Origin of the sequence: Streptococcus sp. 116-D4 (assembly GCF_009731465.1) — a bacterium.
Classification (GTDB): Bacteria; Bacillota; Bacilli; order Lactobacillales; family Streptococcaceae; genus Streptococcus; species Streptococcus pseudopneumoniae_E.
The window spans coordinates 1076107-1100657 of sequence record NZ_AP021887.1; the positions used below are offsets into that span (position 1 = coordinate 1076107).

45 protein-coding genes and 1 tRNA gene are annotated in these 24551 nt (G+C 38.2%); 8 read left to right on the plus strand and 38 right to left on the minus strand.

What is annotated here, in order from left to right; all coding sequences use genetic code 11:
- Nucleotides 1-131 precede the first annotated feature (131 nt).
- From UKS_RS05455 to UKS_RS05500, 10 genes are all read right to left on the minus strand, one after another.
- Complete coding sequence (locus tag UKS_RS05455) at nt 132-887, minus strand: phage antirepressor KilAC domain-containing protein (RefSeq protein WP_156012103.1); 756 nt, start codon at nt 885-887, stop codon at nt 132-134.
- An 11-nt stretch (nt 888-898) separates the two neighbouring features.
- On the minus strand, nt 899-1174 hold the full coding sequence (locus UKS_RS05460; protein WP_156012104.1) for a hypothetical protein: 276 nt from the start codon (nt 1172-1174) through the stop codon (nt 899-901).
- 119 nt (nt 1175-1293) lie between these two features.
- Complete coding sequence (locus UKS_RS05465) at nt 1294-1473, minus strand: ribbon-helix-helix protein, CopG family (RefSeq protein ID WP_033675919.1); 180 nt, start codon at nt 1471-1473, stop codon at nt 1294-1296.
- Between the two features lie 110 nt (nt 1474-1583).
- Nucleotides 1584-1781, minus strand: coding sequence for a hypothetical protein (locus UKS_RS05470; RefSeq protein ID WP_156012105.1), 198 nt, complete (start codon nt 1779-1781; stop codon nt 1584-1586).
- A complete protein-coding gene (locus UKS_RS05475; RefSeq protein WP_197736953.1) occupies nt 1781-3337 on the minus strand; it encodes a minor capsid protein in 1557 nt (518 codons plus the stop codon). The genes UKS_RS05470 and UKS_RS05475 overlap by 1 nt, the downstream gene beginning before the upstream one ends.
- The gene (locus tag UKS_RS05480) at nt 3318-4733 is read right to left on the minus strand and encodes a phage portal protein (RefSeq protein WP_156012106.1); all 1416 of its coding nucleotides are present in this window, start codon (nt 4731-4733) and stop codon (nt 3318-3320) included. Before UKS_RS05480 ends, UKS_RS05475 begins: the two co-directional genes overlap by 20 nt.
- The gene (locus UKS_RS05485) at nt 4724-5938 is read right to left on the minus strand and encodes a PBSX family phage terminase large subunit (protein WP_443031387.1); all 1215 of its coding nucleotides are present in this window, start codon (nt 5936-5938) and stop codon (nt 4724-4726) included. The genes UKS_RS05480 and UKS_RS05485 overlap by 10 nt, the downstream gene beginning before the upstream one ends.
- Nucleotides 5939-5985: 47 nt before the next feature.
- Nucleotides 5986-6669: a phage terminase small subunit gene (gene terS / locus UKS_RS05490; protein ID WP_197736954.1), complete on the minus strand. Its 684-nt coding sequence runs from the start codon at nt 6667-6669 to the stop codon at nt 5986-5988.
- A gap of 191 nt (nt 6670-6860) precedes the next feature.
- Nucleotides 6861-6939 (minus strand) — tRNA-OTHER (locus tag UKS_RS05495).
- A 253-nt stretch (nt 6940-7192) separates the two neighbouring features.
- Nucleotides 7193-7639, minus strand: coding sequence for an ArpU family phage packaging/lysis transcriptional regulator (locus UKS_RS05500; protein ID WP_156012108.1), 447 nt, complete (start codon nt 7637-7639; stop codon nt 7193-7195).
- Between the two features lie 129 nt (nt 7640-7768).
- On the opposite strand from UKS_RS05500, the gene mazE reads away from it, so the two are divergent.
- The gene (gene mazE / locus UKS_RS05505) at nt 7769-7984 is read left to right on the plus strand and encodes a type II toxin-antitoxin system PemI/MazE family antitoxin (protein ID WP_001098945.1); all 216 of its coding nucleotides are present in this window, start codon (nt 7769-7771) and stop codon (nt 7982-7984) included.
- Nucleotides 7968-8321: a type II toxin-antitoxin system PemK/MazF family toxin gene (locus UKS_RS05510; protein ID WP_156012109.1), complete on the plus strand. Its 354-nt coding sequence runs from the start codon at nt 7968-7970 to the stop codon at nt 8319-8321. Before mazE ends, UKS_RS05510 begins: the two co-directional genes overlap by 17 nt.
- 92 nt (nt 8322-8413) lie before the next feature.
- Here UKS_RS05510 and UKS_RS05515 read toward each other — a convergent pair whose 3' ends face one another.
- The 21 genes from UKS_RS05515 to UKS_RS09870 form a co-directional block, all read right to left on the minus strand.
- Nucleotides 8414-8818, minus strand: a complete 405-nt coding sequence (locus tag UKS_RS05515; protein WP_156012110.1) for a YopX family protein — start codon at nt 8816-8818, stop codon at nt 8414-8416.
- Nucleotides 8815-9306: a MazG-like family protein gene (locus UKS_RS05520; RefSeq protein ID WP_156012111.1), complete on the minus strand. Its 492-nt coding sequence runs from the start codon at nt 9304-9306 to the stop codon at nt 8815-8817. Before UKS_RS05520 ends, UKS_RS05515 begins: the two co-directional genes overlap by 4 nt.
- Nucleotides 9307-9314: 8 nt before the next feature.
- Nucleotides 9315-9716: a hypothetical protein gene (locus UKS_RS05525; RefSeq protein ID WP_156012112.1), complete on the minus strand. Its 402-nt coding sequence runs from the start codon at nt 9714-9716 to the stop codon at nt 9315-9317.
- Entirely contained in the window at nt 9713-9973 is a 261-nt protein-coding gene (locus UKS_RS05530) for a DUF1372 family protein (protein WP_156012113.1), read from the minus strand. The genes UKS_RS05525 and UKS_RS05530 overlap by 4 nt, the downstream gene beginning before the upstream one ends.
- Before the next feature lie 297 nt (nt 9974-10270).
- On the minus strand, nt 10271-10609 hold the full coding sequence (locus UKS_RS05535) for a hypothetical protein (protein WP_156012114.1): 339 nt from the start codon (nt 10607-10609) through the stop codon (nt 10271-10273).
- Nucleotides 10609-11154 (minus strand): DUF1642 domain-containing protein, encoded by a 546-nt coding sequence (locus UKS_RS05540; protein ID WP_156012115.1) that lies wholly within the window; start codon nt 11152-11154, stop codon nt 10609-10611. Before UKS_RS05540 ends, UKS_RS05535 begins: the two co-directional genes overlap by 1 nt.
- A 170-nt stretch (nt 11155-11324) precedes the next feature.
- Nucleotides 11325-11750, minus strand: a complete 426-nt coding sequence (locus UKS_RS05545; RefSeq protein ID WP_156012116.1) for a hypothetical protein — start codon at nt 11748-11750, stop codon at nt 11325-11327.
- Entirely contained in the window at nt 11750-12082 is a 333-nt protein-coding gene (locus UKS_RS10020; RefSeq protein WP_156012117.1) for a helix-turn-helix domain-containing protein, read from the minus strand. Before UKS_RS10020 ends, UKS_RS05545 begins: the two co-directional genes overlap by 1 nt.
- The gene (locus UKS_RS05555; protein ID WP_156012118.1) at nt 12079-12309 is read right to left on the minus strand and encodes a hypothetical protein; all 231 of its coding nucleotides are present in this window, start codon (nt 12307-12309) and stop codon (nt 12079-12081) included. Before UKS_RS05555 ends, UKS_RS10020 begins: the two co-directional genes overlap by 4 nt.
- A 181-nt stretch (nt 12310-12490) precedes the next feature.
- Nucleotides 12491-12994: a hypothetical protein gene (locus tag UKS_RS05560; protein WP_156012119.1), complete on the minus strand. Its 504-nt coding sequence runs from the start codon at nt 12992-12994 to the stop codon at nt 12491-12493.
- Between the two features lie 42 nt (nt 12995-13036).
- Nucleotides 13037-13612 (minus strand): single-stranded DNA-binding protein, encoded by a 576-nt coding sequence (gene ssb, locus UKS_RS05565; RefSeq protein ID WP_156012120.1) that lies wholly within the window; start codon nt 13610-13612, stop codon nt 13037-13039.
- Complete coding sequence (locus UKS_RS05570) at nt 13602-13754, minus strand: hypothetical protein (RefSeq protein WP_156012121.1); 153 nt, start codon at nt 13752-13754, stop codon at nt 13602-13604. The genes ssb and UKS_RS05570 overlap by 11 nt, the downstream gene beginning before the upstream one ends.
- Nucleotides 13751-13921: a hypothetical protein gene (locus UKS_RS09715; RefSeq protein ID WP_173020466.1), complete on the minus strand. Its 171-nt coding sequence runs from the start codon at nt 13919-13921 to the stop codon at nt 13751-13753. Before UKS_RS09715 ends, UKS_RS05570 begins: the two co-directional genes overlap by 4 nt.
- Before the next feature lie 57 nt (nt 13922-13978).
- A complete protein-coding gene (locus UKS_RS05575) occupies nt 13979-14140 on the minus strand; it encodes a hypothetical protein (RefSeq protein ID WP_156012122.1) in 162 nt (53 codons plus the stop codon).
- Nucleotides 14141-15130 (minus strand): DUF1351 domain-containing protein, encoded by a 990-nt coding sequence (locus UKS_RS05580; RefSeq protein WP_156012123.1) that lies wholly within the window; start codon nt 15128-15130, stop codon nt 14141-14143.
- Nucleotides 15131-15142: 12 nt separating this feature from the next.
- Nucleotides 15143-15469, minus strand: coding sequence for a hypothetical protein (locus UKS_RS05585; RefSeq protein ID WP_156012124.1), 327 nt, complete (start codon nt 15467-15469; stop codon nt 15143-15145).
- Nucleotides 15470-15472: 3 nt separating this feature from the next.
- On the minus strand, nt 15473-16165 hold the full coding sequence (locus UKS_RS05590; protein ID WP_156012125.1) for an ERF family protein: 693 nt from the start codon (nt 16163-16165) through the stop codon (nt 15473-15475).
- Between the two features lie 108 nt (nt 16166-16273).
- Nucleotides 16274-16453 (minus strand): hypothetical protein, encoded by a 180-nt coding sequence (locus UKS_RS05595; protein ID WP_156012126.1) that lies wholly within the window; start codon nt 16451-16453, stop codon nt 16274-16276.
- 259 nt (nt 16454-16712) lie between these two features.
- The gene (locus tag UKS_RS05600; protein WP_156012127.1) at nt 16713-17036 is read right to left on the minus strand and encodes a hypothetical protein; all 324 of its coding nucleotides are present in this window, start codon (nt 17034-17036) and stop codon (nt 16713-16715) included.
- Nucleotides 17037-17048: 12 nt separating this feature from the next.
- A complete protein-coding gene (locus UKS_RS05605; RefSeq protein ID WP_156012128.1) occupies nt 17049-17360 on the minus strand; it encodes an excisionase in 312 nt (103 codons plus the stop codon).
- Between the two features lie 78 nt (nt 17361-17438).
- Nucleotides 17439-17744: a helix-turn-helix domain-containing protein gene (locus tag UKS_RS09870; RefSeq protein ID WP_232049739.1), complete on the minus strand. Its 306-nt coding sequence runs from the start codon at nt 17742-17744 to the stop codon at nt 17439-17441.
- 84 nt (nt 17745-17828) lie between these two features.
- Here UKS_RS09870 and UKS_RS05615 point away from each other — a divergent pair, with 84 nt between their 5' ends.
- Nucleotides 17829-18053, plus strand: coding sequence for a DUF2188 domain-containing protein (locus UKS_RS05615; RefSeq protein ID WP_061438993.1), 225 nt, complete (start codon nt 17829-17831; stop codon nt 18051-18053).
- On the opposite strand, the gene UKS_RS05620 is transcribed toward UKS_RS05615, so the two are convergent.
- Together UKS_RS05620 and UKS_RS05625 are read right to left on the minus strand one after the other, a co-directional pair.
- Nucleotides 18050-18232: a hypothetical protein gene (locus tag UKS_RS05620; protein WP_156012129.1), complete on the minus strand. Its 183-nt coding sequence runs from the start codon at nt 18230-18232 to the stop codon at nt 18050-18052. The genes UKS_RS05615 and UKS_RS05620 overlap by 4 nt on opposite strands.
- Nucleotides 18233-18437: 205 nt before the next feature.
- On the minus strand, nt 18438-18701 hold the full coding sequence (locus tag UKS_RS05625) for a winged helix-turn-helix domain-containing protein (protein WP_156012130.1): 264 nt from the start codon (nt 18699-18701) through the stop codon (nt 18438-18440).
- A gap of 184 nt (nt 18702-18885) precedes the next feature.
- Here UKS_RS05625 and UKS_RS05630 point away from each other — a divergent pair, with 184 nt between their 5' ends.
- Entirely contained in the window at nt 18886-19155 is a 270-nt protein-coding gene (locus tag UKS_RS05630; protein WP_156012131.1) for a hypothetical protein, read from the plus strand.
- A 170-nt stretch (nt 19156-19325) separates the two neighbouring features.
- Here UKS_RS05630 and UKS_RS05635 read toward each other — a convergent pair whose 3' ends face one another.
- From UKS_RS05635 to UKS_RS05655, 5 genes are all read right to left on the minus strand, one after another.
- On the minus strand, nt 19326-19736 hold the full coding sequence (locus UKS_RS05635) for an ORF6C domain-containing protein (protein WP_156012132.1): 411 nt from the start codon (nt 19734-19736) through the stop codon (nt 19326-19328).
- A complete protein-coding gene (locus UKS_RS05640; RefSeq protein WP_156012133.1) occupies nt 19733-20608 on the minus strand; it encodes a DUF3102 domain-containing protein in 876 nt (291 codons plus the stop codon). Before UKS_RS05640 ends, UKS_RS05635 begins: the two co-directional genes overlap by 4 nt.
- Nucleotides 20605-20802 carry a helix-turn-helix domain-containing protein gene (locus tag UKS_RS05645; protein ID WP_156012134.1) on the minus strand — a complete coding sequence of 66 codons (198 nt, stop codon included), beginning with the start codon at nt 20800-20802 and terminating at the stop codon, nt 20605-20607. The genes UKS_RS05640 and UKS_RS05645 overlap by 4 nt, the downstream gene beginning before the upstream one ends.
- 353 nt (nt 20803-21155) lie before the next feature.
- Nucleotides 21156-21410, minus strand: coding sequence for a hypothetical protein (locus UKS_RS05650; protein WP_156012135.1), 255 nt, complete (start codon nt 21408-21410; stop codon nt 21156-21158).
- A 105-nt stretch (nt 21411-21515) separates the two neighbouring features.
- Entirely contained in the window at nt 21516-21743 is a 228-nt protein-coding gene (locus tag UKS_RS05655) for a helix-turn-helix transcriptional regulator (RefSeq protein ID WP_049542772.1), read from the minus strand.
- A gap of 163 nt (nt 21744-21906) precedes the next feature.
- Between UKS_RS05655 and UKS_RS05660 the strand changes: the two genes are divergently transcribed.
- The 4 genes from UKS_RS05660 to UKS_RS05675 all read left to right on the plus strand — a co-directional run bounded on the left by UKS_RS05660 (nt 21907) and on the right by UKS_RS05675 (nt 24545).
- Nucleotides 21907-22278: a helix-turn-helix domain-containing protein gene (locus UKS_RS05660; protein WP_156012136.1), complete on the plus strand. Its 372-nt coding sequence runs from the start codon at nt 21907-21909 to the stop codon at nt 22276-22278.
- Between the two features lies 1 nt (nt 22279).
- Nucleotides 22280-23383, plus strand: coding sequence for a hypothetical protein (locus tag UKS_RS05665; RefSeq protein WP_156012137.1), 1104 nt, complete (start codon nt 22280-22282; stop codon nt 23381-23383).
- 213 nt (nt 23384-23596) lie between these two features.
- The gene (locus UKS_RS05670) at nt 23597-23980 is read left to right on the plus strand and encodes an ImmA/IrrE family metallo-endopeptidase (protein WP_156012138.1); all 384 of its coding nucleotides are present in this window, start codon (nt 23597-23599) and stop codon (nt 23978-23980) included.
- Between the two features lie 115 nt (nt 23981-24095).
- Entirely contained in the window at nt 24096-24545 is a 450-nt protein-coding gene (locus tag UKS_RS05675) for a hypothetical protein (protein ID WP_156012139.1), read from the plus strand.
- Nucleotides 24546-24551: the final 6 nt, after the last annotated feature.

The window sequence follows — 24551 nt, forward strand, 5'->3', positions numbered from 1 at the left end:
TTTTTAGGTGTTCTCCATCACCAGTCGCTCCGCTTTTGTTAGGACTACGGACTTGTCCAATAGTTGAACCTTTTAACGCCATGTTCAGGGCATAAGAAAACCGTACGGGATTCCATACGGTTAGAGCATAATTAGATAAATAGTAGTCTAAAGGTTTCACGGCCTTTAGGTGTGATGAGAGTCTGTGTGCCAGACCATTGTGTTTTTTCGTTGAGTGTTTCCTTGACCTCAAACAAACCATCGTTTTTATTGGCTGTTGGTTGGAGCTTACCTTTCTTATCTCGGTAGATGTATTTTTTCTCCATCAAGAAGTCAATAAACTTACGTTCTTTGATTTTTAATTGTTTTGCTGTTTCTCTGAAGCTGGTCAGTAAGTTTCTATCTACTAGTTCATCGAAATAGTCTGCTTTCGGTTTCATTATGGTATTTTCAACGGAAAGTACAGCTTTTTCAGCTTCCAAGTGTTTAATGACTGCTTCTTTTTCTTTCAGTTGATTACCAGCCATAAGGAGCAAGTCTGCTAAGGCTTGTTTGTTGTGCGTGATATTATAGGCCACTTGGTCGGTCATATAAGCGCCATGCTTACGAATAGAAGGCAACACTTCGCTAGTGACCCAATCAGCAAATTTCTCTGCTTCTGGTTTGCGAGATTGAAAAACAAGTTTATAGAAATTCGCTTCGTTGATGAAGTTGGCTTGTTGGACTCCTCCATTTGTAAGGATGTCACTACTAGTTACACCCTTTGGATTGAGTCTTTCTAGTGTTTTTCGTGGATTGCTTAAATCCAGAATTTGACAACAATCATTCAAATTAAAGAATGGCTCGCCTTTAACTTCTGCCGTTCTTACTTCTCCGAATTGTTCATTTTTAAAAATTTGTAGTTCCATTTTTTATGCTCCTAGTTAAAAATTTTACTTCCTAAGATTTCTGTTTTATCTGTTGAGTTCATCAAAATAAAAGCAATTTCATCTAGTGTTGAATGAAGTAAACCGAATTGTTCATTAAAAGTATCAAAAAATTTTTTAGACATCTCTTTAAAAGCTGTCTCATCCTTAAGTTGAACCCAAGCCAAGGTTTCTGTCATATTTGTTGCCATTTCAACCGTTCTTCGAATATCTGCAAGCTCGTAGCCTAGATGAGTCAATTGTTCTTCTGTTAATTCAATTTTTGCCATAATAAAAACACTCCTTCGTGTACCTTGAAAAGAGCGTCTCAGCATGATATAATATTTCATGCAGAAACACTTCTGTGGTGATAGCTTAGAACCGACTGTTTGGCGATAGGGGTTCTAGGCTATTTTTGTTTATTTAATTCTTGATATAACTTGTCAATACCCTTTCGGATAACACTAGATTTCGTGCTATCCGTTTTTTTTGCAATTTCTTCAAGTTTATCAACCGTTTCGTCGTCAACTCGAACTCGCAACATGGTATTTTTAGGCTTATCTTTGAATTGTTCTTTTCGTGCAAGCAACTTGCTCACCTCCTTTTTTGTTGCTACAATGTCATTATATAACTTCGTAGCAACAAAGTCAAGAGGTTTTTTGAAAAAAATTAAAAATAAGAAAAGCACCCTTACGAGTGCTACATTAATTCTATTGACTTGATTTCAGATTCATTAAATCCAACATATGGATGTTTATCTGTTCTTATTGTAATTTCATCATAGAGTTCATCTTCCGTATCTTGCTTTCCAGTAAAAGTATTACAATGACCTTCAAGAATTTGACCATCAACAAAAGTAACTCTAATATCTTTTCCTAAATATTGCTCTAAATTCATTACTGATCTCCTTTCTTAGGTACAATGTGAGTTCTCTTTTCAGAATGATGGATTTTAATAGATGTCACTTCTGAGCCATCTGAACCATTGATTCCGATTGGGTAGCCTAACTCTATTATTTCTTTGTTCGTTCTTCTTCCGTGTCTGTCAAGCTCAATACGACCAGTTCCGTGATGTTTATTAAACAATTCCTGAACATCAACTGAATCATAGATATAAGATTTCCCTGCTTTATGTGTTGATTCCATATGTGGCGACTGCTTATCAGGGTTTATTTTTTTACCCCATTCTCCAGTTTGGATTTTCTGATAAATAAATACTTTATCTTTTAGTCGCTCATATTCTTCACCTCCATTATACTTCAAATCATAGAAGCCTGCAAATGTTTTGGGCATATTTTGAGGGCCTAAAAGCTGCCTATAAGCTATGAACTGTTCCTTGGTTCTGCGGACTCTGTCCTTTTCCAAACGTTCAGCTTGTAGCTTGTCTTTGATAGCAGTCTGGCCATATTTATCAAGTTGCTGCTTTCGCCAATCCTTGAAGGTCTGACTGCTCTCTACCTCATAGCCTTTTCCTGTTTCGATATCTCTTGCATAGCGTTTCCCACCTTTTTCTAAGGCAGGAACCGTTGTGCATCGACAGTGAGGGTGCATAGTAGGGTAATTTACGCCTTTCTCTGCATCCTTAACAAGAAATACCTTCCCGTCCAACTCGCCACAAATAGGGCATGTGTGAACCTCTAAGGTCGCTAGATACCTATACTTCTTGATGTTGTCGTCTTGGTATTCATCTAACGTTGCCTGAGCCTGAATACCGTTCGTTTCCGTCTGCAAAACAGTCACTGCACGATTACGAGCACGGTCGAACTCAATTGCTAGAAGTTTACTGGACTGGTCTATCGGATAACCTCGGTTTAAATCATTGGTTACAAGCGATTCTACTCTACTAACCAATTCATCCATATTGCTGCCCCAAACACGCTCAGAGAACCGCTTACCTTTGAAGTTTTCGTTGATTGCCTTTTGAAGATACTCTTCTTCTAGACGCTCAGGCTTGAAATTCGGTTCTCTTTTGGTCTGTTTATGGTAGTTGTAAGCACGATTTAAGTAGGTTTCTTGGTAAGTTTGTTTGAGATGTGTTTCTATTCGCTTGTTGATTTTACCAGTCATTTCAGCGATATCCATCTCAACACCAGCAAACAAGGCATCTGCATTTGTTTTGACCTTTATTGACCTTGACCACTCTGTTAAATCAGGATGTTTCTTAACAAAACCAGCAATCTCTTGCTTGGTTTTTAATTGGTCAGCCTTAGTCAGGGATAACAAATAAAATGGTAATGAGTCACTACGATTTTTAGATACCCTCTCGAACGACTCTAAACGACCTGCAATGCGTTTTAGTGTTCTGCGGTATAAATTATCGATGTAGTCTATTATCTCGCTAAGGTCGTCAACCTGAGCCAGCTCATATAGTAATCTGTCTTTCTCTTCTCGGCTGAGGTCGTCAAGAGATTCGATAAAGGCTATTTTCTCTTCTTTATTCAGTTTCCGACTCATGCTCTAACTCTTCCATATCGTAGGCTTTTTCAGGGCGTTCCTCTTGTTCAGCTTTCTGCAAGCGTAGTTCATCCTGCCAATCTTCTACAATTGGATTTGATTTAGCTACGTTCTCTCTTGATGTGATAGTTGCAAGAGTAGAAACTACTTGAGCCATTTCTGTGTCGTTATTGATTGAGTTCCGTGTCCATGTTTGCTTGATTTTGAGTTTGTCGGACAGTCCTAGATGTCTCAAAATCATCTTAACAAGTGTGGCATATCCACTTCTAAACTGAGTTTCCATGTTGCCAGCTTTTAACTCTAAAAGAGAGTAAAGGAACTTCAAAGCAACGCCTGAACTGTTCCCTAGTTTATCTGTTTCAGGGTTGACACCTTGGCCACTGATAAAGATTTGTTTCTTAGTTCGCTCTAAAATCAGATTTCTAGCTTCGGTTGGGATGTCAATCGCAATAGTTGTAACTCCTGACTGGTCTCCCATACCGTCGTTGTCCATCTTAATCATCTTGTAGCGTTTCAAATCTTCAAGAAACTCTTGCTTGTCCTGCCCGCCGTAGTTTGTAAGAACAAAGATAACCTCTTGGACATCGTCTGTATCATTGACAAATCCACTAAAGACCTTGTCGTAAACATCAACTAGGTCTTTGATTGGTTTCAAGTCATTGGTCTCAATTTCATTGTTTTTAAACGGAATAAAAGGCACAAGACCAAAATCATGTTTGAAACTATTGTCGCTTGAGTGGTCGCCATTCATGGTATCAACCAAAGAGATTGCTTGGAATGTCTCCAATCCTTCCAGTGACTTTTCTTTTTCATGACGATAGAAAGAGCACTCTTTATCGTTCCAATATTCGTAAACAGTGTAATTTTTACCATCTGTTTCATCTATGCTAGAGTAAACTCGCAGTACCCCAATCAACTTTTTATCCAAGGACTTTGAGTAAATTGGAATCACTTCTTTTGAGTCCACGCAAGCATATCTAAACGAATTATCACTAGCATCTTTCCAAACATGAAGCCAAGCGATGCCAGCGTTTCCTGCATTCACACAAAGCTGCTTGCTGATACGTTCATAATCGTCTCCTAAGACATCCACGATCATATCATTTACCTTTTTATCGTCCACATCGAATGTAGGTGGATAGGTCAACGCATAAGCCTTTTTCTGGTCAAGTAATAACTGGTGCCAGTTATGACTAATACGGTTGTCAGCATTACGAAACGCATTATCTTCTGCTTTCGCTTCATTCTCTACGCCTTTCTTGTCTGCAGGCTTACGCTTCCGTTTAATATCATTCTCGTTGCGATAATATTTTTCAGCATCAGCTGCTTGTGAGACAAACTCTCTGTGCTTAACCATCTGCGACGAGATTATTTTTTTAATTACTTCTATTTCCAAACAGTCATACCTCCTGACTTGAATAATACTGTATAGCAGAAATAACGCAAAGCGTCCATTGCGTGGTCAAATTGCTTGATAGGTTTGTCCTCGCCGTTTGCTGAAGCTTTCTCGTCCCAAACATAAGCATGGAACTCTTTCAGCGTATTCACACAACTCTCATGTACTGCTATTTTCTCTTGGCCCAGCATAGAACCAACAAAACGAATGCCTTCAAGGACATTATTTCTAGCTTTTTTGATTTTATATCCTCGTTTCTTCAATTCAGCAATGAATGAAGCAGCAGACGGGTCAATAATAATACGTTCGATGTTCGTATCTCCTAACCAAGCAGTTAAATCATCAGCGTACTCGGCATTGGTCTTCTGTACGTTCTCGTCACGACCTGAGTAATAATATTCTCTTGTCAAGTAATACTTGCCATTGATATCTTTTTCCCACAAAAGAAAAACGGTCGCATTTTGCGTACCGTAGTCAACCGAAACATATTTGCCCAGCTTACTCATCTCTGGCAAAGTTGATACAACATGCTTATTCTTACTGAACATATCGTAGACAATACCTTCTGCAACCGTCCAAAGACCTTGGATATATCGCTGATAGAAAACACCTTGATATTGACTTCTATAACGCTTTTTGATGTTCTCTGAAAGAGAAAGGTTATCGTCCATGTCAAAATGCAGATAAAGCATGTTCTTTGTTTCTGCTTTGTCTATCCAGTTAACTTTAAACCAATGATAAGGCCCGTCTGGGTTGCAGTTGAACCACCACTTCGAACCTGTCACAGAGCAACGCCCTGTGCCCTGATTAACAAAGGACTCGGGCATAAGCGCTACTTCATCGAAAAAGATACCTGCCAACGTTAAACCTTGAATAAGATCCTGTGAACTTTCGTCCTTACCACCAAAGATATAAAAATCATTTGACACGTCGCCTTTTGTGATTTCTATCAAGTTATCCGTCCGGTGATAGACATAGCTAAAACCTCTTGACTGTATCATGACCAATAACAGTTTCAGGACGTTACGATTAAAAGAGCCGATTGTCTTTCCGCACATCGCAAAGTTCTGATGGTTGAATGATGTCATCGCCCAGATGACAAACGCTAGGCTCATAGAAACAGTCTTACCAGAACGGATAGCGCCATCAGCAATAATGCCTTCTGACTCATGAACTGGAGAGTTCCAAAGCCACCAAGTCAGCACTTTCTTCTGCTTTTTGCTAAAAGGTTGAAATTTGAATGTATTGGTCTTTATTTTTCTTCTCGCCACGTTTCTTCGACTATCCCTTCTAATGCTTTGATAAAACCATCATCATGAACGTTCTCAGGTTCATTGTCAGGTAGTTTAGATTTCAGAATTTCAATTCTCAATCTCTGCTCCTCTGTAGCAAGGCTTGAGCGAGTCAATTCATCATATGTTTTAATCATATTTCTAAGTTCTGACTGTATTCTTGCAATTGCAGCTAACGCCTTACCCTGCTTATCCCAAGCAGTGTGAACTTCATAGCTTTCTCCGCCTTTTGCTGTGCTTGCAATAAGCATAGTGGTTGTATCATCAACGTCCTGAACGTACAGAATGCGCTGGGCGTGCAAAAGATTAGCATAGGTCAACGTGATGTTTTCCCAAAGAATGTCGATAGGCTGTTTTCCTGAAAGCTCTTGCGCTATCTCATGCACTCCTTGAGGTAGATACTTAGCAAACAGGCCGTGTTTAAGGGCGTTTTGCGAGCCTTTAGGCGCTCCATGACCAACTGCGTTCTTATTCCCTTTGGGTGCACCTCTTGGATTTTTGGGCGCACCCTTTTTTATACGAGTCCAATTATGCCTACGTTGCCATGATTTGACTGTGTTGATTGAGACATCATGTTTAGTAGCAATGTCTTTGTACTTCATTCCTGCCTCATAGTCTTTGCGTGCTAGTTCGCTTTTTTCCATGCCCTCCTCCCTGATTTGTTTATTTTGTAAATCAAAAAAAGCCACTCAAAGAGTGACTGTATGCGGTAAGTGGGTGCCTCCCCCACCAGAGCCTTATATAGCGCTACTTTATCTCTGTCCTACAGGTTAATCAGCCTAAATCTAATTACCGCCCTGTACCCCTATTGTGATAGCTACTCACAGAGATACAATTGGAACGACAGGACTCGAACCTGCCTACGTTTCAGACCCTTTATAGTCATATCGCTCCACCAACTGAGCTACGTTCCAACTGCAAGTAGACTACAGACTTGCATGTTAATTAGTAATCAATTTGAAAGTTTTCCTTTTTTTATTTTTTTGTAGTCATTAACGGTGATGTCCGGAATCGAACCGAAGGAAACATAGGAGAGAAACCACTTACCTGTCACCGCCATGTGAAGCCGAAGCCTCGAAAATAAAATGAAAAAATAAAGGAGATGTCAATTGACCTATCACTTGACAATACTATTTTACCATGTGAAATAAGCCATTTCCTAGCAATTTACTTGCAAATATCTCCCAAAATTTTACGATAGACAATCAATTTACCTTTTCGATAGGCTTCCGCAAATTCCAACGCACCTCTACTAAGCATGCGGTAGAACTCACTCTCAGAATATCCTAAATCCATATAAATAGCCTTGTCTGATAATTGGATTTTCATATCCATGTACTTCTTTGCAATAACCTGCCGAACGTATGGATCCATGATACAATTGACTGCTCTCTCAATCTCCAAAACTTCTGCTTCTGCATCCACATGTTCCATAACCATATTCTCTGTTGCTGTGTTCTTACCAGTAAACGTCTTTGGTTCAAATGAGTAGGTCGTTGTGATTTTAGGCAAATACTCAGCACCTGCCATTCGGACATACGAGCGATAACTCTCTAGAACGTCATAGACATTTTTCTTGGTGAATTGCACGTCAACTTTTTTTAATAACCTCACAACATAGCTCCTTTATGATATAATATTTTTATCGGGTATATCACAAAGGAGTCAGCTGTGCTGGCTTTTTTCTTGCCTTACTCAGGTTTTAGGTGTATACTATATGTATACAAAATAAAGGAGAAACAAATGAACACTGTTAAAACTCGTAAGGTTGGGAACTCTGTCACTGTGACCATTCCCAAAACACTCAACGTTCCAGAAGGGCAGGAGATGTTTGTCTACAAGGGTGTAGATAATGTCATTGTCCTGGCTCCAAAAATTCCAGACCCATTTAGTGGTGACGCGGACCTACGCATGGAAGATGACTTCGAGGGGGTAAAATTCCTTGACAGCGAAATATGATTACATCCCAGAAAAACAGGACATCATCTGGATTGACTTTGACCCGTCTGTTGGACGTGAGATTCAGAAGCGCCGTCCTGCTATTGTCGTCTCTCGTAGAGAGTATTCGGAGCGGACAGGATTTGTTGCTGTATGCCCTATTACACACGGTCAAAGCAGACTTGAAGAACAAGGTCTGCTCGTCCCAGTGCGTTCCAATAAGATAGATGGCTCTGTCAATCCACTCCAACTCTATACTTTTGACTTTAGAGAGCGCAAGGCTCAAAAAATCACAACCATGGATACAACCAGCTTTCAGAAGGTTGTCCAACTCTACAACTTCATCTTCGAAGCCTAGTTCTTATGGATTGGGTTTTTTTATTTTATTCTTTATTCGTGATCACACTACCTGCACCGTTAACAGTGACCCAGCCATGCTTCTCTCTGGCTTCATTCCTTATCCTCCAAAAGCTCCGGATTTTCGTAGATATTACCGATGATTTCTTCATGCTCAGTCCACGCATATCCTTCTCCCAAGTCTTTTAGATATATAGCTGGCATTCCTCCAAAATACGTACCGCCATATTCTTTTTCTATATAGACTTCGTGCAGGCATCCTCTTGTGCATTTGATAATATCTCCGACAAAGACCTCCTTGCCGTTCTTATCTTTGAGTCCTGTTGATTGCATGAGGATAACGTCTTCCCCGTTTCGCTCATCTTCAAATTTTAACGGAACAGATGTAGAACCATTTCTGAACTTTCCTATGATTTCCTTTCTGACAAATGAAATCATCAGTATCTCGTCAATCATTTCTTCTGCTAACACATCCCACGCTCTATATTTCGGTATCATCCCAAATCCTCCTCTTTGACGAAAGTACCATCAATCCAACGACCTTTGCGGTCTTTGATTTCTTGGTAAGCCATTTCAAAACATTCATCGAAGTTATGACCGAGAGCATTGCTGATTGATTTTAGATAGCCGATTGAATGCGTTAAATTATATCGACACATTTTCTTGTTGGTTAAATCCTTATTCAATTGAAAATTACTAATGTTAGCACTTAACCATTTAAAGGGAAGCATCACATCTTTATTTTCGATGAAACTTACTTCCTCAAAAATCTCCTGCACATCCTCTTTTATCAGCAACGCCAGACCGACAATCACAACTGCACAGTCTCCGATGCTGTCCTTGGTTAGCTTCTCATTCTTCTTAAGATAGCCTGCGCATAACTCACCGAACTCTTCGCTTAGTTTCAAAGACTGCTTGTCTAGTCGTCCACCATTTTCTAAATCACGGTCTATAAACCATCGTTTTACATTTTCTAGTGTGTTCATAGTAAATCCTACAATCCTTCCAACTCAAAATAATCTGTTAGCTCATTTTTCAATTCTTCCAGAGTTTCACATCGTCCAATCAAATCCGACACATCTAGCATTGTGTCCTCTTTATTCAGCGTGTTCTCTGCTACTGCATCAGCTACCCATTTTGGATGTGTGCCAACGTAAGAGAATTGATCTTGAGGTAATAGCTCAAGCAATGCTTTATATCGCTCCTCAAGAGCAATTAGAGCGCCAAATACATCAATGTAGTCAGTATCTGCTTTCTTACTTTCAAAGACTTCTGGCTGATTTTGTTTCACGATTTCCGCATAAATAGCAGACCACTCTTTTTCTGAAAAACGTGATTTTTCAACCAATGCTCCGTATTCGATTTCCTTACCATCGACTGTTACTTTATAGTTCATATTTTTACCTCATCTCCAACTTTTACCTTGTCCCACTGCTCTTTCGTAACTACAAACACCCCGTAATCACGAATTGTGACAGTATACAACTTCCCATGTCGTCCTTTTTCAATTACTTTGCCATGGATTTCAGCGCCTGCGTTATCCGCCTTATAGACAACCATAGGGCGCTTTTCTTCTAGTTTTTTAATGTGGATGCTCTGCCAGATATTCAATCCAGCTGACAATAAAATCCAGATAGCTATGAATCGTTTCAATCTGTTACCTCCTTCTCAACTGTGATAGTAAAATCCCGACCATTTATATTTAAAGGCAAAACTGCCCCTGCTTTTGAGTCACTTTTTTAGCAGATCAAATACAATTTCTAAAACTTGCTTGCCTAAAATCAATTGTGTCTCTAAAATATTTTGCTCATCTATCATCACTCAATCTCCTTTGTTTTAAATGTAAGATTATTTAATAAGTACGGTTCTCTCTGACGGGTTTCATGGTTAAATTTATAAAGAACTCGCCACTGACTTCGTGTGTAAGGGTATCTGTTTGGTCGTTTCATGTTACCACCTCATATATAAATATTTCGTATCAATATCTTGTTCTAAAATACACTCTTTCAATGACTTTAAAACTTCTAAGGCATTGCTGACTGTTCCCCATTTATTTGCAGGTTCATATTGTACATATTTTTCAGGTTGCCTTTCCAATTCAGTTATGCCACGTTGAATATTTTCAAAAATATCAGCAACATTATAAATTATGCCTTGGTCAAAATCCCAATCCATAGCCACCCTAAACATCTTCCCTAGATTGTAGGTCGGAGAACTGTATTTAGGTTCATCAATACAGATATATTGTCCGTTTTCTATTTTCGCTAAGATTTCCAAATCATAACTCATCACTCCACCTCCTCAATCTCAATCCCTTCACAATTGAAAACCCATCCGAAACCAGCCTCTTCTAGTTGTTTGCGGGTGTGGTGCAAGCGAAATTCTTCGCACTCTTCGAAATTGCTTAGCATCCACGTATGGCCAAATCTAAATGTCAGATATGTATTCTCTTCGGACATACCTTTCATCTTCACCAAATACCGCTTCTCTTCCTCGACCTCGTAGCCGTCAAGCCAAGCTCGGGCGAAGAGGTCTCTGTTGGATTTCTTTTGATACCATTCTGTAAATTCCTGGCTTCCATTGCTACAAGCATAATGCAACGCATCCTCTAGTTCTGGGCTTTGTTCTCTTGCTCCTTCAATCACATCCGCCACACACTGCGGGACTTTGACTGGTTGCGGTTCGTCTAGTTGTTGCAAGTTTTCAATATATAGTTTAGGAAACTCAGTTTCACATCCGTTTGGTAAAGTTACTAAATAGTATGGAAATCCGTATTCCCCATAAGTTACACCTTTTATAGTTCCGCGTAAAACAACACTGTTACCTATTTTCATCTTCCAACTCCTTTTTTCTCTTCTTCCATCCTTTCACTTTCTTTTTAAGCAAGTCGCGTTCCTCAGACCTGCTAAAAGCAAGCGATTTGACACACGGCTCAGATAGTTCAACTATCCTTGCCTCCGTCTGATCGATTGTCCGTTGATAACCTTTTATCAATTCTTATTTGTCAAATCCCATCCACTATCCTTTGCAATATCTCGTGATACTCGTAAATCTCCAGTTCAATTCTATAATTCTTATTCCCAGACTTGCCACCGTGCATAAACTCAGTCGATATTATCACATTGTAGTTATCATCTGTCCAAATCTCAGCGTCTGTCAAACCATCAAACAAAGCCTTGCTTGTGGGTGACCAGTTCGGAGGATCATACTTCCGATTTGTCGGAGGATATATCCGAACCTTAGCCTTGCAAGGCTTATCCTCGCTGTAAGGCAAACCAAAGTAATCTCTCAGTACATTCTTGCCCTCATATTCGGCCAACTGCCGTAAAAACTTAGTGATTTTAGCCTTTTGATGAAAATGTGGTCTGTCATTTGCGTTAATCATCTGCTTCCTGCTCAACTCAAACTTCAAAATCAATCGTTCTTTCATCAATACCCCTCAAGCGTCGCTTCGATTAGTTCCATACATACTTCACGGATTGCCACACGGTCATCGTGATTAGGATTTTCAGATTTCACTCTAAGTAATGCTGAATGAACTTCTTCATAGATTGACCTCTTCAGCATACCTTTTGGTTCATATCCCAGTAGATAACCTACGTTTACTCCAAAATATTCAGCCAATTGTTGGGCTTTATCCGGTTTGATTTGGCTTTCTCCGTTTTCCCAACGTTGAATAGTTCTTAAATTTATATCAAGTTCTTGTGAGAATTTATCTCGAGTTAGCTTTTTTTCTCGTCTTAGCTCTTTCAATCTATTCATCTAAACACCTCATTCAGTTCCATAATCTCCTCGTTGTGAATAAATGGTTCATACGCCAATCGACCAAAACCACGCTCGTCAATTGCTTCTGGATCATCATCAATGTATTTTAGAAACAAAACCATATCACACACATAACACTTCAACCGACTTTGTGTAGGAAACACATATCTAGTAGCGCATTCTCCACAAAACGGGCATTGCATATCTGTTTTTATTTTGTTCATACTTTCCACCAAAATCCCACGCCTGCCAATTTGTGAGCGAGGCAAGCGTGAGTGAAATTCTTTGCGTCGTTCGTCCAAAAGTCACATGACCTTTACTGACGTTTTCTAGTTCGCAGTTTTACAAGAATGCCCGGCTTGTTTCTTTTTGAGTTGTTTCCAAAATGGAAATAGTTGTTTTTGGTTATTTTGATTCTTCAATAGCAAACATATCCTCGAATTCATCTGTCTGCTCTTTAAATTTCATCGGGCTGTCCCCTCTGAAATAAAATCCATTTTCATCCAATTCCCCTTTAACTCCTGTCGCCCAAGACAATAAAATTGAGCCTTGGCAGTCAGGACAGTTCATGAATTTAAAGTAAGGCGGGACTTTCCACCGCTTCGCACATCCGCAAAATGGGCATTGTAAATCGACATCTACCTTCTCACTTGGTTTCTGCGAAACCGCTGGACTTCCGCTAAATTTTGCTGAAAACCTGTCTGTGACTTCTTTGATATTGACATGATCGATTTCAGCATCATTTTTTAAAACGGTCTTTGTATTCCCAGGCTCTTTCTGACTTAAATCCTCAAGAATTTCATCAGACCCTGTAACCATTTGATAGGCTTTGAATAAGGTTTGATAGTCAAGTTCTTGTGCTCTCTCAAAACTCAATTTTACGTCATCTTGTTCAATATAGATTTTCATTCTTTCCTCGCTTTTTCAAATTTAACAATCACTTTCAATCACCTAGAACGGCAAATCATCATCACTGATATCCAATGGATTTGTGGGTCTGCCAAATGGATTATTGTCTCGGGTGAAATCAGGAACTGGATTTGTTGTGTTCCCCTCAAAGAAACTACCTTGTTGCCCGTAACTATTTCCATTTTGGAAATTGTTCCCTGTGTTATTTCCGTTTTGGAAAGAACTGCCCTGGTTGCTGTAACCTTGTTGCTGATAACCGCCATGATGATCTTGATGGCCTTGATTATTTTGCTGACTGTTACGGCTTTCCAACAGTTGAAAATTACTAGCAACAACCTCTGTAACATAAACACGTTGGCCTTGTTGATTATCATAGCTACGTGTTTGAATTACTCCTGTAATACCAATCAATGAGCCTTTTTTAGCCCAATTAGCAAGATTTTCAGCTGACTGTCTCCAGATAACGCAATTGATAAAATCAGCATCACGCTCTCCAGCCTCGTTCTTAAACGGACGATTTACAGCAAGAGTAAATGTAGCAACCGCAATATTAGATTGCGTGTATCTCAGTTCGGCATCTCTTGTAAGTCGCCCTACTAAAACAACGTTATTTATCATTGATTGTACCTCTCTTAGTTTTTAAGTCGGTTGATGCAATCAAAACAAGAAGCATCCACCATCCAGAATTAAAATGAATAGTAAGGTATAAGGAGGTAGCAAGTACCGATAGATTATAGATTAGCCATGCTAAAACTGTCATGCTGAAACCTCCTCTACTTCTGATACCTTAATTTCATTTGAACCAAACTTTAATAAGCCGGTGTATCGTTTCACAAACTCAATAGCGGCCATAAAAGAATTTTCTGCATTGATTTCTGACCCCAAATCAAGATCTGCAATTTTACCACTGACATAAAAACATCTCATGGATCTGACTCCTTGCTGTTGACCAACCTTTTACATTTTCAATCAGTTCATTAAATTTCATCGAGCATACCTCTCACTGAAATATTCACGTTCTAAGCTATCTAGCCCCGCTTTTAAATACTCGATAGAGTAAATAGCAAGGCTTTTCTTTTCAATTTGTGTGAGAGGCCTATTAGCCTCCTCAAACTCTAAAATAAGTTGATACTTTCTAAATTCCACCTAACCCTCCAAAGTTTCAAAGCTGATAAAGTTATCCTCAAGCCATTCTTTCAACTGATCAAACTGAGATTTCCCACCATGCAATGTCAAACGCAAGTCAATTGTTAAAGGCTCGCTAGGTTCAAATTTTGCCACCTCTCGCGCATTGTTTTGAGGTTCTGATGTAATTGTACCCTGCCCCAAAATCTCGCCTGTTTCAGCATCGTAAGCCTTGATATGCGCATTTGCATTTTCTTTGGCCAATTGTTCAATCTCTGCAAGTCGTTCAGCTTCTGCTTTTTCTTGAGCCTCTTTCTGCTCTTTGCGTGCAATCTCAGCATCACGATCAGTTTTCATCATCTTGAAAATATCAACAAGACTCTTACCATCTTCAAGATGTCTGATATAGCTATCAGCTGGCAAATTGTACTCTTGAGCTTGCTCTTGGATAGCATGCTTGTTAGCCTTATGTTCTTCCAGGGCATCAAATTCTGAAAGCACTAAAGCATCCATTTCATCAAGTGTTGTCTTTTTCAGCTCATACTTGCCTGTTTTAAAATGTTTCTTAAGGCTGTACTCATCGTATTTGTCAGCAAATGTGGATTTTTCAATCCCTGCGACCATACACTTATCCTCAAATGTGGCACGCACGACATCCACGCGCATCAATCGTTCATGCTCATCAATCGCATTAAGTCCTGCTGTGATGTTTGAGATAACATTATCCAATGGCTCAACTGTTTTCTTGTACCACTTCTCAAATTCCTTGTATGGATTATTGATGTTATTTTTGATTTCCTTACGCCGAGTTTCCAACGCCTCTTTTAATTTATTAAGGCGTGTACGCTCATCATAATCAATCTTATAAGTGGATGCTGTCACCTCATAATCTGTGTACTGTGCAACGATTGCTGCAAGTTGTTTCTCCACACTATCATAATCAACATTGATTACTGCAGGTTGGAAATCTACCTTAATTTCTGTCAAGCTATTAGTTACATCTTTTACCACGTCTTTGTTCTCCTAGTCTGTGAAAATTTTGATTTTACTACCTGATGATGAATGCCCAAAACATAAATTGCCATTATCACAAATTAAGGCAAGTTCTGTTTTTGATAAATTAGGGGTATTCTTATAAATTTCATAAAGTGAATTCCCGTAACTGCCACCAACCCGACCATATACAACATCAACAATTCCTTGTTCTTGTTCATTCATTTTGTCGTAATTCCACTTGTCCTTGATGATATATTTCTCTTTTAACTCTTTTAAAGCTGAAAGATTAGATTTCTGTTTTTGGCTTTCGTTTTCTGTGAAAGCCCATGGCGAATAAATTTTATTTTCTGTCATGTCTTATACTCCTTGTTTTTCGTATGCTTTTTGAATTTGTTTAGTGAGATAGTCCATCACTATGTTATAGCCATCAACTGGCACTTTGTGGAAATCGTCTATTTGATACTTGCTCAATACAAAATTTGCAACTGTATCAAATGGCGCTCCCTTAATCGTCGCAATTTCTTCAACGTTCTTGATGATTTCTTGATACTGAATATTGTCAATGTACCTTACTTGATTTTGTTCTTGAGCTTGCTGGTTGTTTGGTTTCTGTCGCTGATTATTCTGCCCTTGTTCTTGGCTTTCTTCTACTGGATACTCATCAATATCTTTTTCACCAATCGCAAACAACCCCTGTAAGGCATATTTTCGAGCGTATGAGCTGACTGCACCTGTCCATTGTGGTTCTTGCATTTGTTTAATCTGGCCTTTTTGAGTATTAAATACTTGAACTGGACTCATTTCAGCGTACGCTGTTGATTGGTACCTCTCGTCTCTCTTGTCATTAAAAGCTACGGCTGTTGCTTTTACAAAGATTTTTCCAACAAGCTCAACGAGTTCATCAGTTACGATTACAGACCAATCGCTTTTTAGCTCTTTGAAAGTTGTATAGATGTCCTCGGCATTTCTAAATGCGTACTTTACATCTTTTGATTTCTTTTTTTCTAATTGCATTTTTTGTTGCAACTCTGGGAAAGTTAAACTTGCCATTTTCCTCCTCCTTTAAAAATTCTGTAATTCCCTTGTTTTTTATAAGGATGATTTTGTTGTTTATTTAGTAGTTATTATTCTGCTATCGTGTCATCTTAACGGTTTTTGTCATTTCTTTCTACCTTTCGTCTTCTTCAAATTCCAATTTTCACGCTTTAAGCGTCTATTTTCGTTTTGCAATTTCAAAATAATATCCTGTTGGTCGTTGATGATTTCTCCGAGTTCTCTGCCAAGATGCATATACTCAGCTTGCCAGTTTTCGATTTCTTCGTGTAGCTCCTGAATCATACTTCATCACCCACGTATCGATACTGCCCACATCCAACATAGATGTACTGGATTGGGTCAAGTTCTTCTCGTTCCTCAGGCGGTTGCATTATATCTCTGTCGTAATCAAACATGCGCATACACCTTTCCAAGTTCAAGCACTCGTTTCACATATCTGGCCTTGGATGTTAGCCCAAGATCAAGCAATTCGTTTTTTTCTTCATGATTGGCCAAAAGCCATACACGGTTTTCAAGTTCAATTCTAGTCATTATCTGATCCTCAGCGTAGCACTTTCATAATCTTCTTCTTAGGTTCTGGCAAAGCCAACGGCTCAGGACGCAATCCTTCAGGCGGTTCGTTATCAAATGTGAAACCCGGAAACTCTCTGCGGACATTCTTGCGTATTTGCTCTCTCTCAATCTCTCGACCGATTTCAACTGCTTCATTTAAGGCTTGATTAATCTTCGTGTCAAGCTCTTCTAACTTGCGTTGTTTTTCAAGTTCGTGCAGTTCCATTTGTCGTGCTAAAATTCCTGCTCCAATAAATCCCAAAACCAAAAAAACTGTTCCTAGCAATTGGCTTATTAATGGTGGTTCGTACATTTCTTTTCTCTCCTATACTCCAAATTGTTTTTCTTTCTTGATATTCTCAAGCATTTCTGATAAAGTTTCTTTCTTCGTACGATAGCGATTACGACTTTTCCATTTGACGAACATGCGAAATCCTTCGTAATCGATAAATACAATCTTATGAGTTGGGTTATCGATGAACTGCTTAAAGTCTGGATGTTCTCGCATTTCACCTGCCCAGACTTTTGCAGTCCCTGGAGTCAACCCTTCCCACCTCTGACAAAGATGTTTGTAATCACCATGCGTAGCTTTTTCGTCCACATCAACTGGCTTATAAGTAATTTCTGTTTTCGGCATGCAATTTCCCCTCTTTCGTGTTATAATTCAATTAGTAATTTTTGATTAGCGCCTGATTGCCGTCAGGTGCTTTTTGTTTTATCTTAGTTCATCTGTGCTGATTTCTAATGCATCAGCGATTTTCTTAACTGTGTCAAAATATAAATCTTTTACCACTCCATCCCTTAAACGATAGATCCCAGCTGTACCAACACCAGCTTTTAAACAAAGTTTATAAACTGTCCAATTTTTCTCTGAAAGTTTTTCAGATATTTTTTCCCAGAGCATGGTTGTTTCCTCCTTATCTGAATTTATTTTTATAGTTTTTATTTCTTTGCATGTCTTTTTACAACATATTGTGCCTTTTGCGACCTTATCTTTCCAAAAAACACCATATATTGACAAACATTGTTTTTTATCATACAATGAAAGTGTGACTAGGACCTCTCACCGTTTTAGTCAAAATTCCAATAGAAAGGAGAATTAATCATGGGTAAAAATCAACATGTTGTCCCTGCCAAAAATGGTGGTTGGAACGTGAAAGGTGCTGGCAATTCAAGAGCAACTGTTCATACTACTACAAAGAGTGAAGCTACAAATATTGCTAGACAGATTTCACGAAATCAAGGTTCCGAACTAATCATTCATGGCAAAGATGGGAAAATTCAAAGCCGTGACAGCCACGGTAAAGACCCATTCCCTCCTAAAGGCTAGTCAGAATTTGGTCTTAGCCTTACAACATATCCTGTAGCAGAAGTTACATCATCTAGTGTGACTTCTGCTATTTTTTTCGCTCCATCCTCTGTTTCAACAATTAGCCGTGTATAGAAGCGACTATCTAAAATGTTCATCAGATTTGGTTTGAAACTATACGGATATCGTCTTGGTCTCATTTCTTTCTCCTTTGTATTTATTTTTTCTACCCTCTCTTTTATTTATTTAGAGAAGTAGGATTTGTTGTCTTTTAATATTTATTGTTAGTTAATACTTGTTGTTAGTTAATACTTATTAGTGCCTTATTTTACTGATTTGTAAAATACAGATTTGTAAAATACAGATTTGTAAAATACAGATTTGTAAAAGTCGGAAATGTAAATATCAAACTGTGGATAACTTTTGTAAGGAATCCTCCAATCCCTGCAACATAATCTCAAATTGAAAATCAGTTATCTTTGTATCTGAGAAAAATCTGAAAGTCTGAACTCCTCGACCTCTACCTAGAGATTTTTTTACAACCCTCATATAACCAGCCTTTTCTAGTTTCTTGAGGTGTCTATCAATCATATCCCGGCTCACGTTCATCCGCCGTGCTATCTCCTCTGGATAGACTAGCCAATCTTCTTTGTTTGAAAGTATAACCATTAAAATTCCGATTGTAGCCGGCTCAAGCTCTGGATCTCTCAGAAAATCATTTTTAACTGCCGTATAATCTTCAGTTGCATTTCTGAAAGATAAATTGACAATCTAAATTTTTAAAGTCTGTCATAACTCCTCCTTTTTAAATCTGTTATAATCGACTTATCCACAACGAAAGGAGGATAAGTGTATGGCTTTAATGACCACCGCTGAGTTGAAGTGCCTTCACTGTGGGAATACTTTCCCAATCAGTATGTACGACAAACCAAAGAGCATTAGTTGCATCTTCTGTCTCGCTAAAGTTGAAGATGATATGATTGACAAAATCTATAATGCTGCTTTAACGGTAGCTGACTTAAACTCTCATTTCATCAAGTATCATGATGAAAGAAATGAAGATTTGTTTCAGCTACACCTTACAACTCAGGAAGTAGCCTTACGGCACTGTGATACTCTGTAATACTAACTAGTAAACTAGGTAACAATTTCTGAGTATCTACAATCTCATCTAAGGCTTTCATTGTTTCAGATAAGCGCTCCTCGCCTATTTGAGAAATAATGAAAGCTCTTTTTTTGTTCAAAGAGTTCAGTTTTTCCTCCATGTTTCTCCTTCTCTAAATTGCTTAGCATTTACCCATTCATGGTCTTGATTTCCATCTTGGTATTATGTGATGGTTCCCATGACTTCCAGTAATCAAAAGCCCTCTCTTCGTCTTTTTTCTTCAGCAGGTCATACCGTGGAATCCTAAAGTATTCTTTAAAGTCTTTAGCAGCCTGACGAAAGACTTTGCTGGCAAAAGAGCGGTCTTTATAAGCTTGACTATCCTTACCGCCAAGAGCCTTTATGACTTTCACTTTTCTTAAATTTTCAAGTTCTAAACAAATTGATGGATTGACAGGTTGCTCATTTTTTAGATAATCAACATCCCCTGCTAAAACTTCCTGATTTTGCTTTAATTCTTTTTGAGTTTGTAGAACTTGAATCAAGATATCTTCTTGAGTCAGTTCGTTTGGTTGACTTTTAACTACTTCATGCGTCATAAAATTTCTCCTTCCAAAATTTGATTGTCTTTATTTCTGATTTTTTGTAAATCCGTAAAAAATCGGATACCTCGATTGACGAAACTATCGAACTCCTGACCAGCGACACCGTCCGTATGCAGGACTTTTTCTTCATCTGCGTAGATGAGACCGCCCATATTGGCAAGAAAATCATTCCCTTTCTGGATAAGGCTAAGGATATTCTTGTAGGAAGCAATTCTTTTCTGGTAGTCGTTCAACTGCCCTTGGGATTGCTGGATGGCTTTTGTCAATTCATCGTACTTGTTCGATTTTTCATCCACTTCTGCGCGTTGAGCGTAGAGGTCTTTTAATTGCGCTTCAAGAAAAGCATTCCTTTCCTCTGCCGACTTGGCACGCTCTTCTAGTTTTTGACGATTCTGGAGAGCTTCTTGGTAGTCTGCTGGCATAACAGGGACTTCTTTCACGATTTCCTTAGTCGATTCTTGCCCCTTTTGCAGTTCCATTATTTTTCTTTTAGCTGCAGAAAATTTTAACTTCAAATCTTGCAATTCTCTGACCGTTGGGTTATCTCCTTGCTCAATCCTGTTTAGTTGAGCTTGCTTCTCCTCTGCTGGAAGGGTTGCGATGAGATAAAGGGCTGTACTACCTAAATTACTCAACGTTGGGTAATTTGGTAATTCTTTAGCAACCTTCATCATGCGATTTGCTTCCGACCAACTCAAATCAACTTTTTTCAGCCACGCCATAAACTGCCCATGAGTCAAATTATGCTCCTTAACATGATTTAGTCGTCTTCCGATTTCCCAAATTGACTGACCTGCAATTTGTTTGTGATGATTGATTTCTAGTTCAATCTGATTGAGATTGTTTGATAAAGATATTTCATTCATTCGTTCTCCTCTCTTAATTCATCTGTGCTGATTCCTAATGCATCAGCGATTTTACATATATTAGGCCAAGAAAGGTACTTCACCTTTCCACTTTTCAAGTCAGAAAAGAAACTTCGATTAACTCCAGCCATCTTTGATAATTGATTACCGTTCAAATTTCTTTCCTGCATTATTCTGTTTAATTGTTCCCACATTTTACACCTCTAACCACTATATGTTGTTTAGCATATATATTCGAACAACAATATGTTGTGTTTTTCTGCTAACTATGTTATAATCATTATTGACTAAGACCTCTCACGTTTTAGTCAATAATTCAATAGAAAGGAGGTAATGTTATGACTCATTATTGGTATAACGATTGCGTTGATACTAACAATAATCACGAAGTACATAAACTTTCTTGTAAGTATCTACCTGATACAATTCATTCCACGTATCTAGGAAAATTCGACTACAATTTTCAAGCCATGGAATATGCTAGGCAAACCGAACCCTACAAGCAGTTTGACGGTTGCTACTTTTGCATGCCTAGCGAACATAACGGCTAATTTGACTGAATTGCTTTCTGCAATTCTTTTTTATGCTCTCGATTGCTAGCAATTGTTGAACGATACTCTTGAATAAAATGGTACTTCATTGTCTCAATAAAGAACTCCCGTTCATCAATCAACATTTTCCTCAAAAATTCGCATTCTTTTCTTAGTGCAATCAGTTCTTGCATTCCTTCTGCTGCTGTTTGAGTTACTTCTGCTAATTTTTCCATACCAGAAGTATCAACATTAACATGTGGCTGTTCCATTATCGTTCATTCTTCCTCCTTTCTATTTCTAATCTCATTATCTTAATTCATCTGCGCTGATTCCTAATGCTTCGTACTACTTCCTCCATGGCTATCTCCTTAATCCTAAGATGGTAATTTCAGAAAATCCGAAACGTTGTCTAAAAAAATATCGTCTACTGAAACATCTAGCGCACTAGCTAGTTTTTTTATATTTTCATAACTAGCTCTACGCAATTTTTTGACATCATTTTCATAACTCATTATAGTACGCGATGTTATGCCAGTTTCCTTCGCTAATTCTTCTTGAGTCATCCCACGAAAGCGTCGCAAAGTTTTTAATGTGTTTGCCATCGATTGCTCCTTTCTTGATTATGTCTTAATTATACACTTCGGTTTTTCCGAAGTCAAGCATTTTACTTCATTTTTTTCGAAATTTTTTTCTCTTTTTGTTTGTAACGTTTCGGATAAAGTGATATTATATAGTAAAAGAAAAATACGAAAGGTATTTCACGTCATGGAGAACCAAAACAATTATTTTGCTTCTAATCTTAAATTTCTACGTCAAAAATACCAAATGGAACAAATTGACTTAGCTAATAAATTAGGAAGAAAAAGTTCCTCTTCAGTAAGCGAATGGGAGAGAGGGAAGTATACTCCCAAAGCGGGCGTTTTAAATGATATTTCTAGAATATTCAATGTTTCGTTATCGGAACTGATGACCAAAGACTTATCTGACACTTCCTCTCCACGGACAGATAACCCAGCAGATGATATAGATAAAATCATAGACCATGCTATGTTCTTCGATGGAAAACCTCTAACAGATGATGATCGTCGAGCTCTCCGTGGAATAATCTCAGGGTATATGAATAGCAAAGGAGATTGAAATGTCTCACAAAAATCAAATTGAAATCTATCAATTTAACAGTCGTGCAAAATACTGGCTAGTTCGAGCAGAGGGCGGAAAGTATTACGATGATTTCAAATACAACCACTTCATCTCTATTCATCACAACCAGGTCACGCTTGCAGATTTGCAAACAACCGACTTACTCCTCACAACAGAAAAAACTATAGAGCACTACAAGCAACAAATAGCAAGAGTGTATCAAGACAAAAGTCTATCAAAACACCAAATTACATTTACTGCTAAACGACTCTATAGCTTTGTAGAAGATATGAGTGTAGGAGATTACGTCGTAGTTCCATCGTTTAAGTCGAACTATTTCTTGATTGGACAAATTACAAGTGAAGTCTATGAAAAAGATATACCAGACGGACAAGTCACCCTAAATCATGGTTATGAACAATCTGATGATATCAAACGTCGAAACGTCAAATGGATTAATGAAGTTCCACGTAGGAAAGTAAACCCAAAATTTCTGTATAGCACACTGACTGTCCATCACACTATCTTTAATATCACAGATTTATCTAAATATATCGATGGTTTAGTCTCGCCACTTTACTTTAAAGACGGAAAATTAAACCTTTGGTTGAGAGTTAATACTACACAATCCATTACCTCTAGTATGTGGAAATCTCTTTATTCTATTATCGATGAATATAAGAACCCAGAAATTGATGAAGAGATTACCGCGAGATCAAACGTAGAAAGCCCTGGCGGAATCAGCCTACAATCAATCGGTCAGTTCATATCAGAAAACCATTGGATGTTAGACTCGGGCTTGATTGGATTAGGTCTCTTGTTTGGAGATATTGATATAAAAGGTATCAAAGTTAAAGGAGTTTTTCCTTACTTGCAACAAAGAAAAACAGCCAGCTTGGAAGAACGCAAACTGACCGTCGAAGTTGAGACTATGGAAAAAGATGCCGAGCTGAAAGATGTACAGCGAGATGTTGAAATAGAAAAAGCTCGCCAAGAATTAGAATTACTAAGAGATGTAAGGGCTTTTGAAATAACCATTGACTCTCCTAATGTCTCTTACGAAAACGTAGCCCAAACGCAAATGGATTCCGATGAGAATTAGGGTGAGGGATGATTTTTACAACTAGAATAAAAATCACAAAAGTTATTAAAACAATACCCCTATCTAAAAAGAAAAGAGTGAGAGAAAAAATAGAATACAACAATAAATATCCCCAAAGGATTTGAATGTTTTTCATACCAACTCCTCCTCTTTGGTTTTTAACTTGATTTTAGCAAAAACAAACTGTTTAGTAAAGGAATTTTGCGAGAAAAAATGACAGAAAAAGAATTATTAGATCTCCATAAGGTTACTTTGCGCGAGTTTACCAGCCAACAATGGTCAAGAAATGGATTCTATGACGATATAAATAGAATCATCTACATCAATGCCGATTTAAGCTCAGACGAAAGGCGAAAAGTTCTTTTTCATGAACTCGGTCATCTAGACCACTTCCGCAGCCTATATCAAAACGCTCCTTTACTATGTGAGAATGAAGCGAATCGTTACATGATTCAAAATCTGGTAGCAGAAGAGATAGCTGAATATGGAGTCGAAAGTTTTAATAGCGTCCGATTTATGGAGCGCTATCAATTAAAAACAGTTACTGATGAAGTTATGATTCAAGACGAATTCTATAAACAAGTTAGTAACATGTAAAAAAATCCCCACACTCAAATTTTGATCGATGAGAGTGTGAGGTAATCTGTAGCTGACGAAACAATGGTCAAGGAAGAATACTTGGCAATAGTAAATTAAAAAAAGGAGAATATCCATGAAAAAAACACTTATAACATCAACTCTTTTGCTTGCTGCTACTTTTACTCTAGCGGCTTGCTCTAGTAACCAATCTGCTACAAAAGGTAGTTCTGAAGAACCAAAAACGGAGCAAACCAAAGCAACCGAAAAACCAGCCTCTAAAAAGGCTACTAGCTTAGATGATTTTAAAAAAGCACTAGAAAGCAACGGCTTCACAATCAAAGAAGAAATAAAAAAATCAGCTAGTCTCATTCAAGCTGAATCAGGAAAAGGATTTATCTTAGAGGATGATACTGCCGTAGAGGTTTACGAATATTACGATAAAAACCCAATGTTTGAAGAAGCTAAGAAAGAAAAAGAGTTAATCGGACACCCTGCTTATATCTACGGGAATTATGTTGTTTTAGTGCTTAATGCTACAGACTCAAAAGATAAGATTTTAGAAAGCTTCAAAGGTTTTGAATAATTTAAA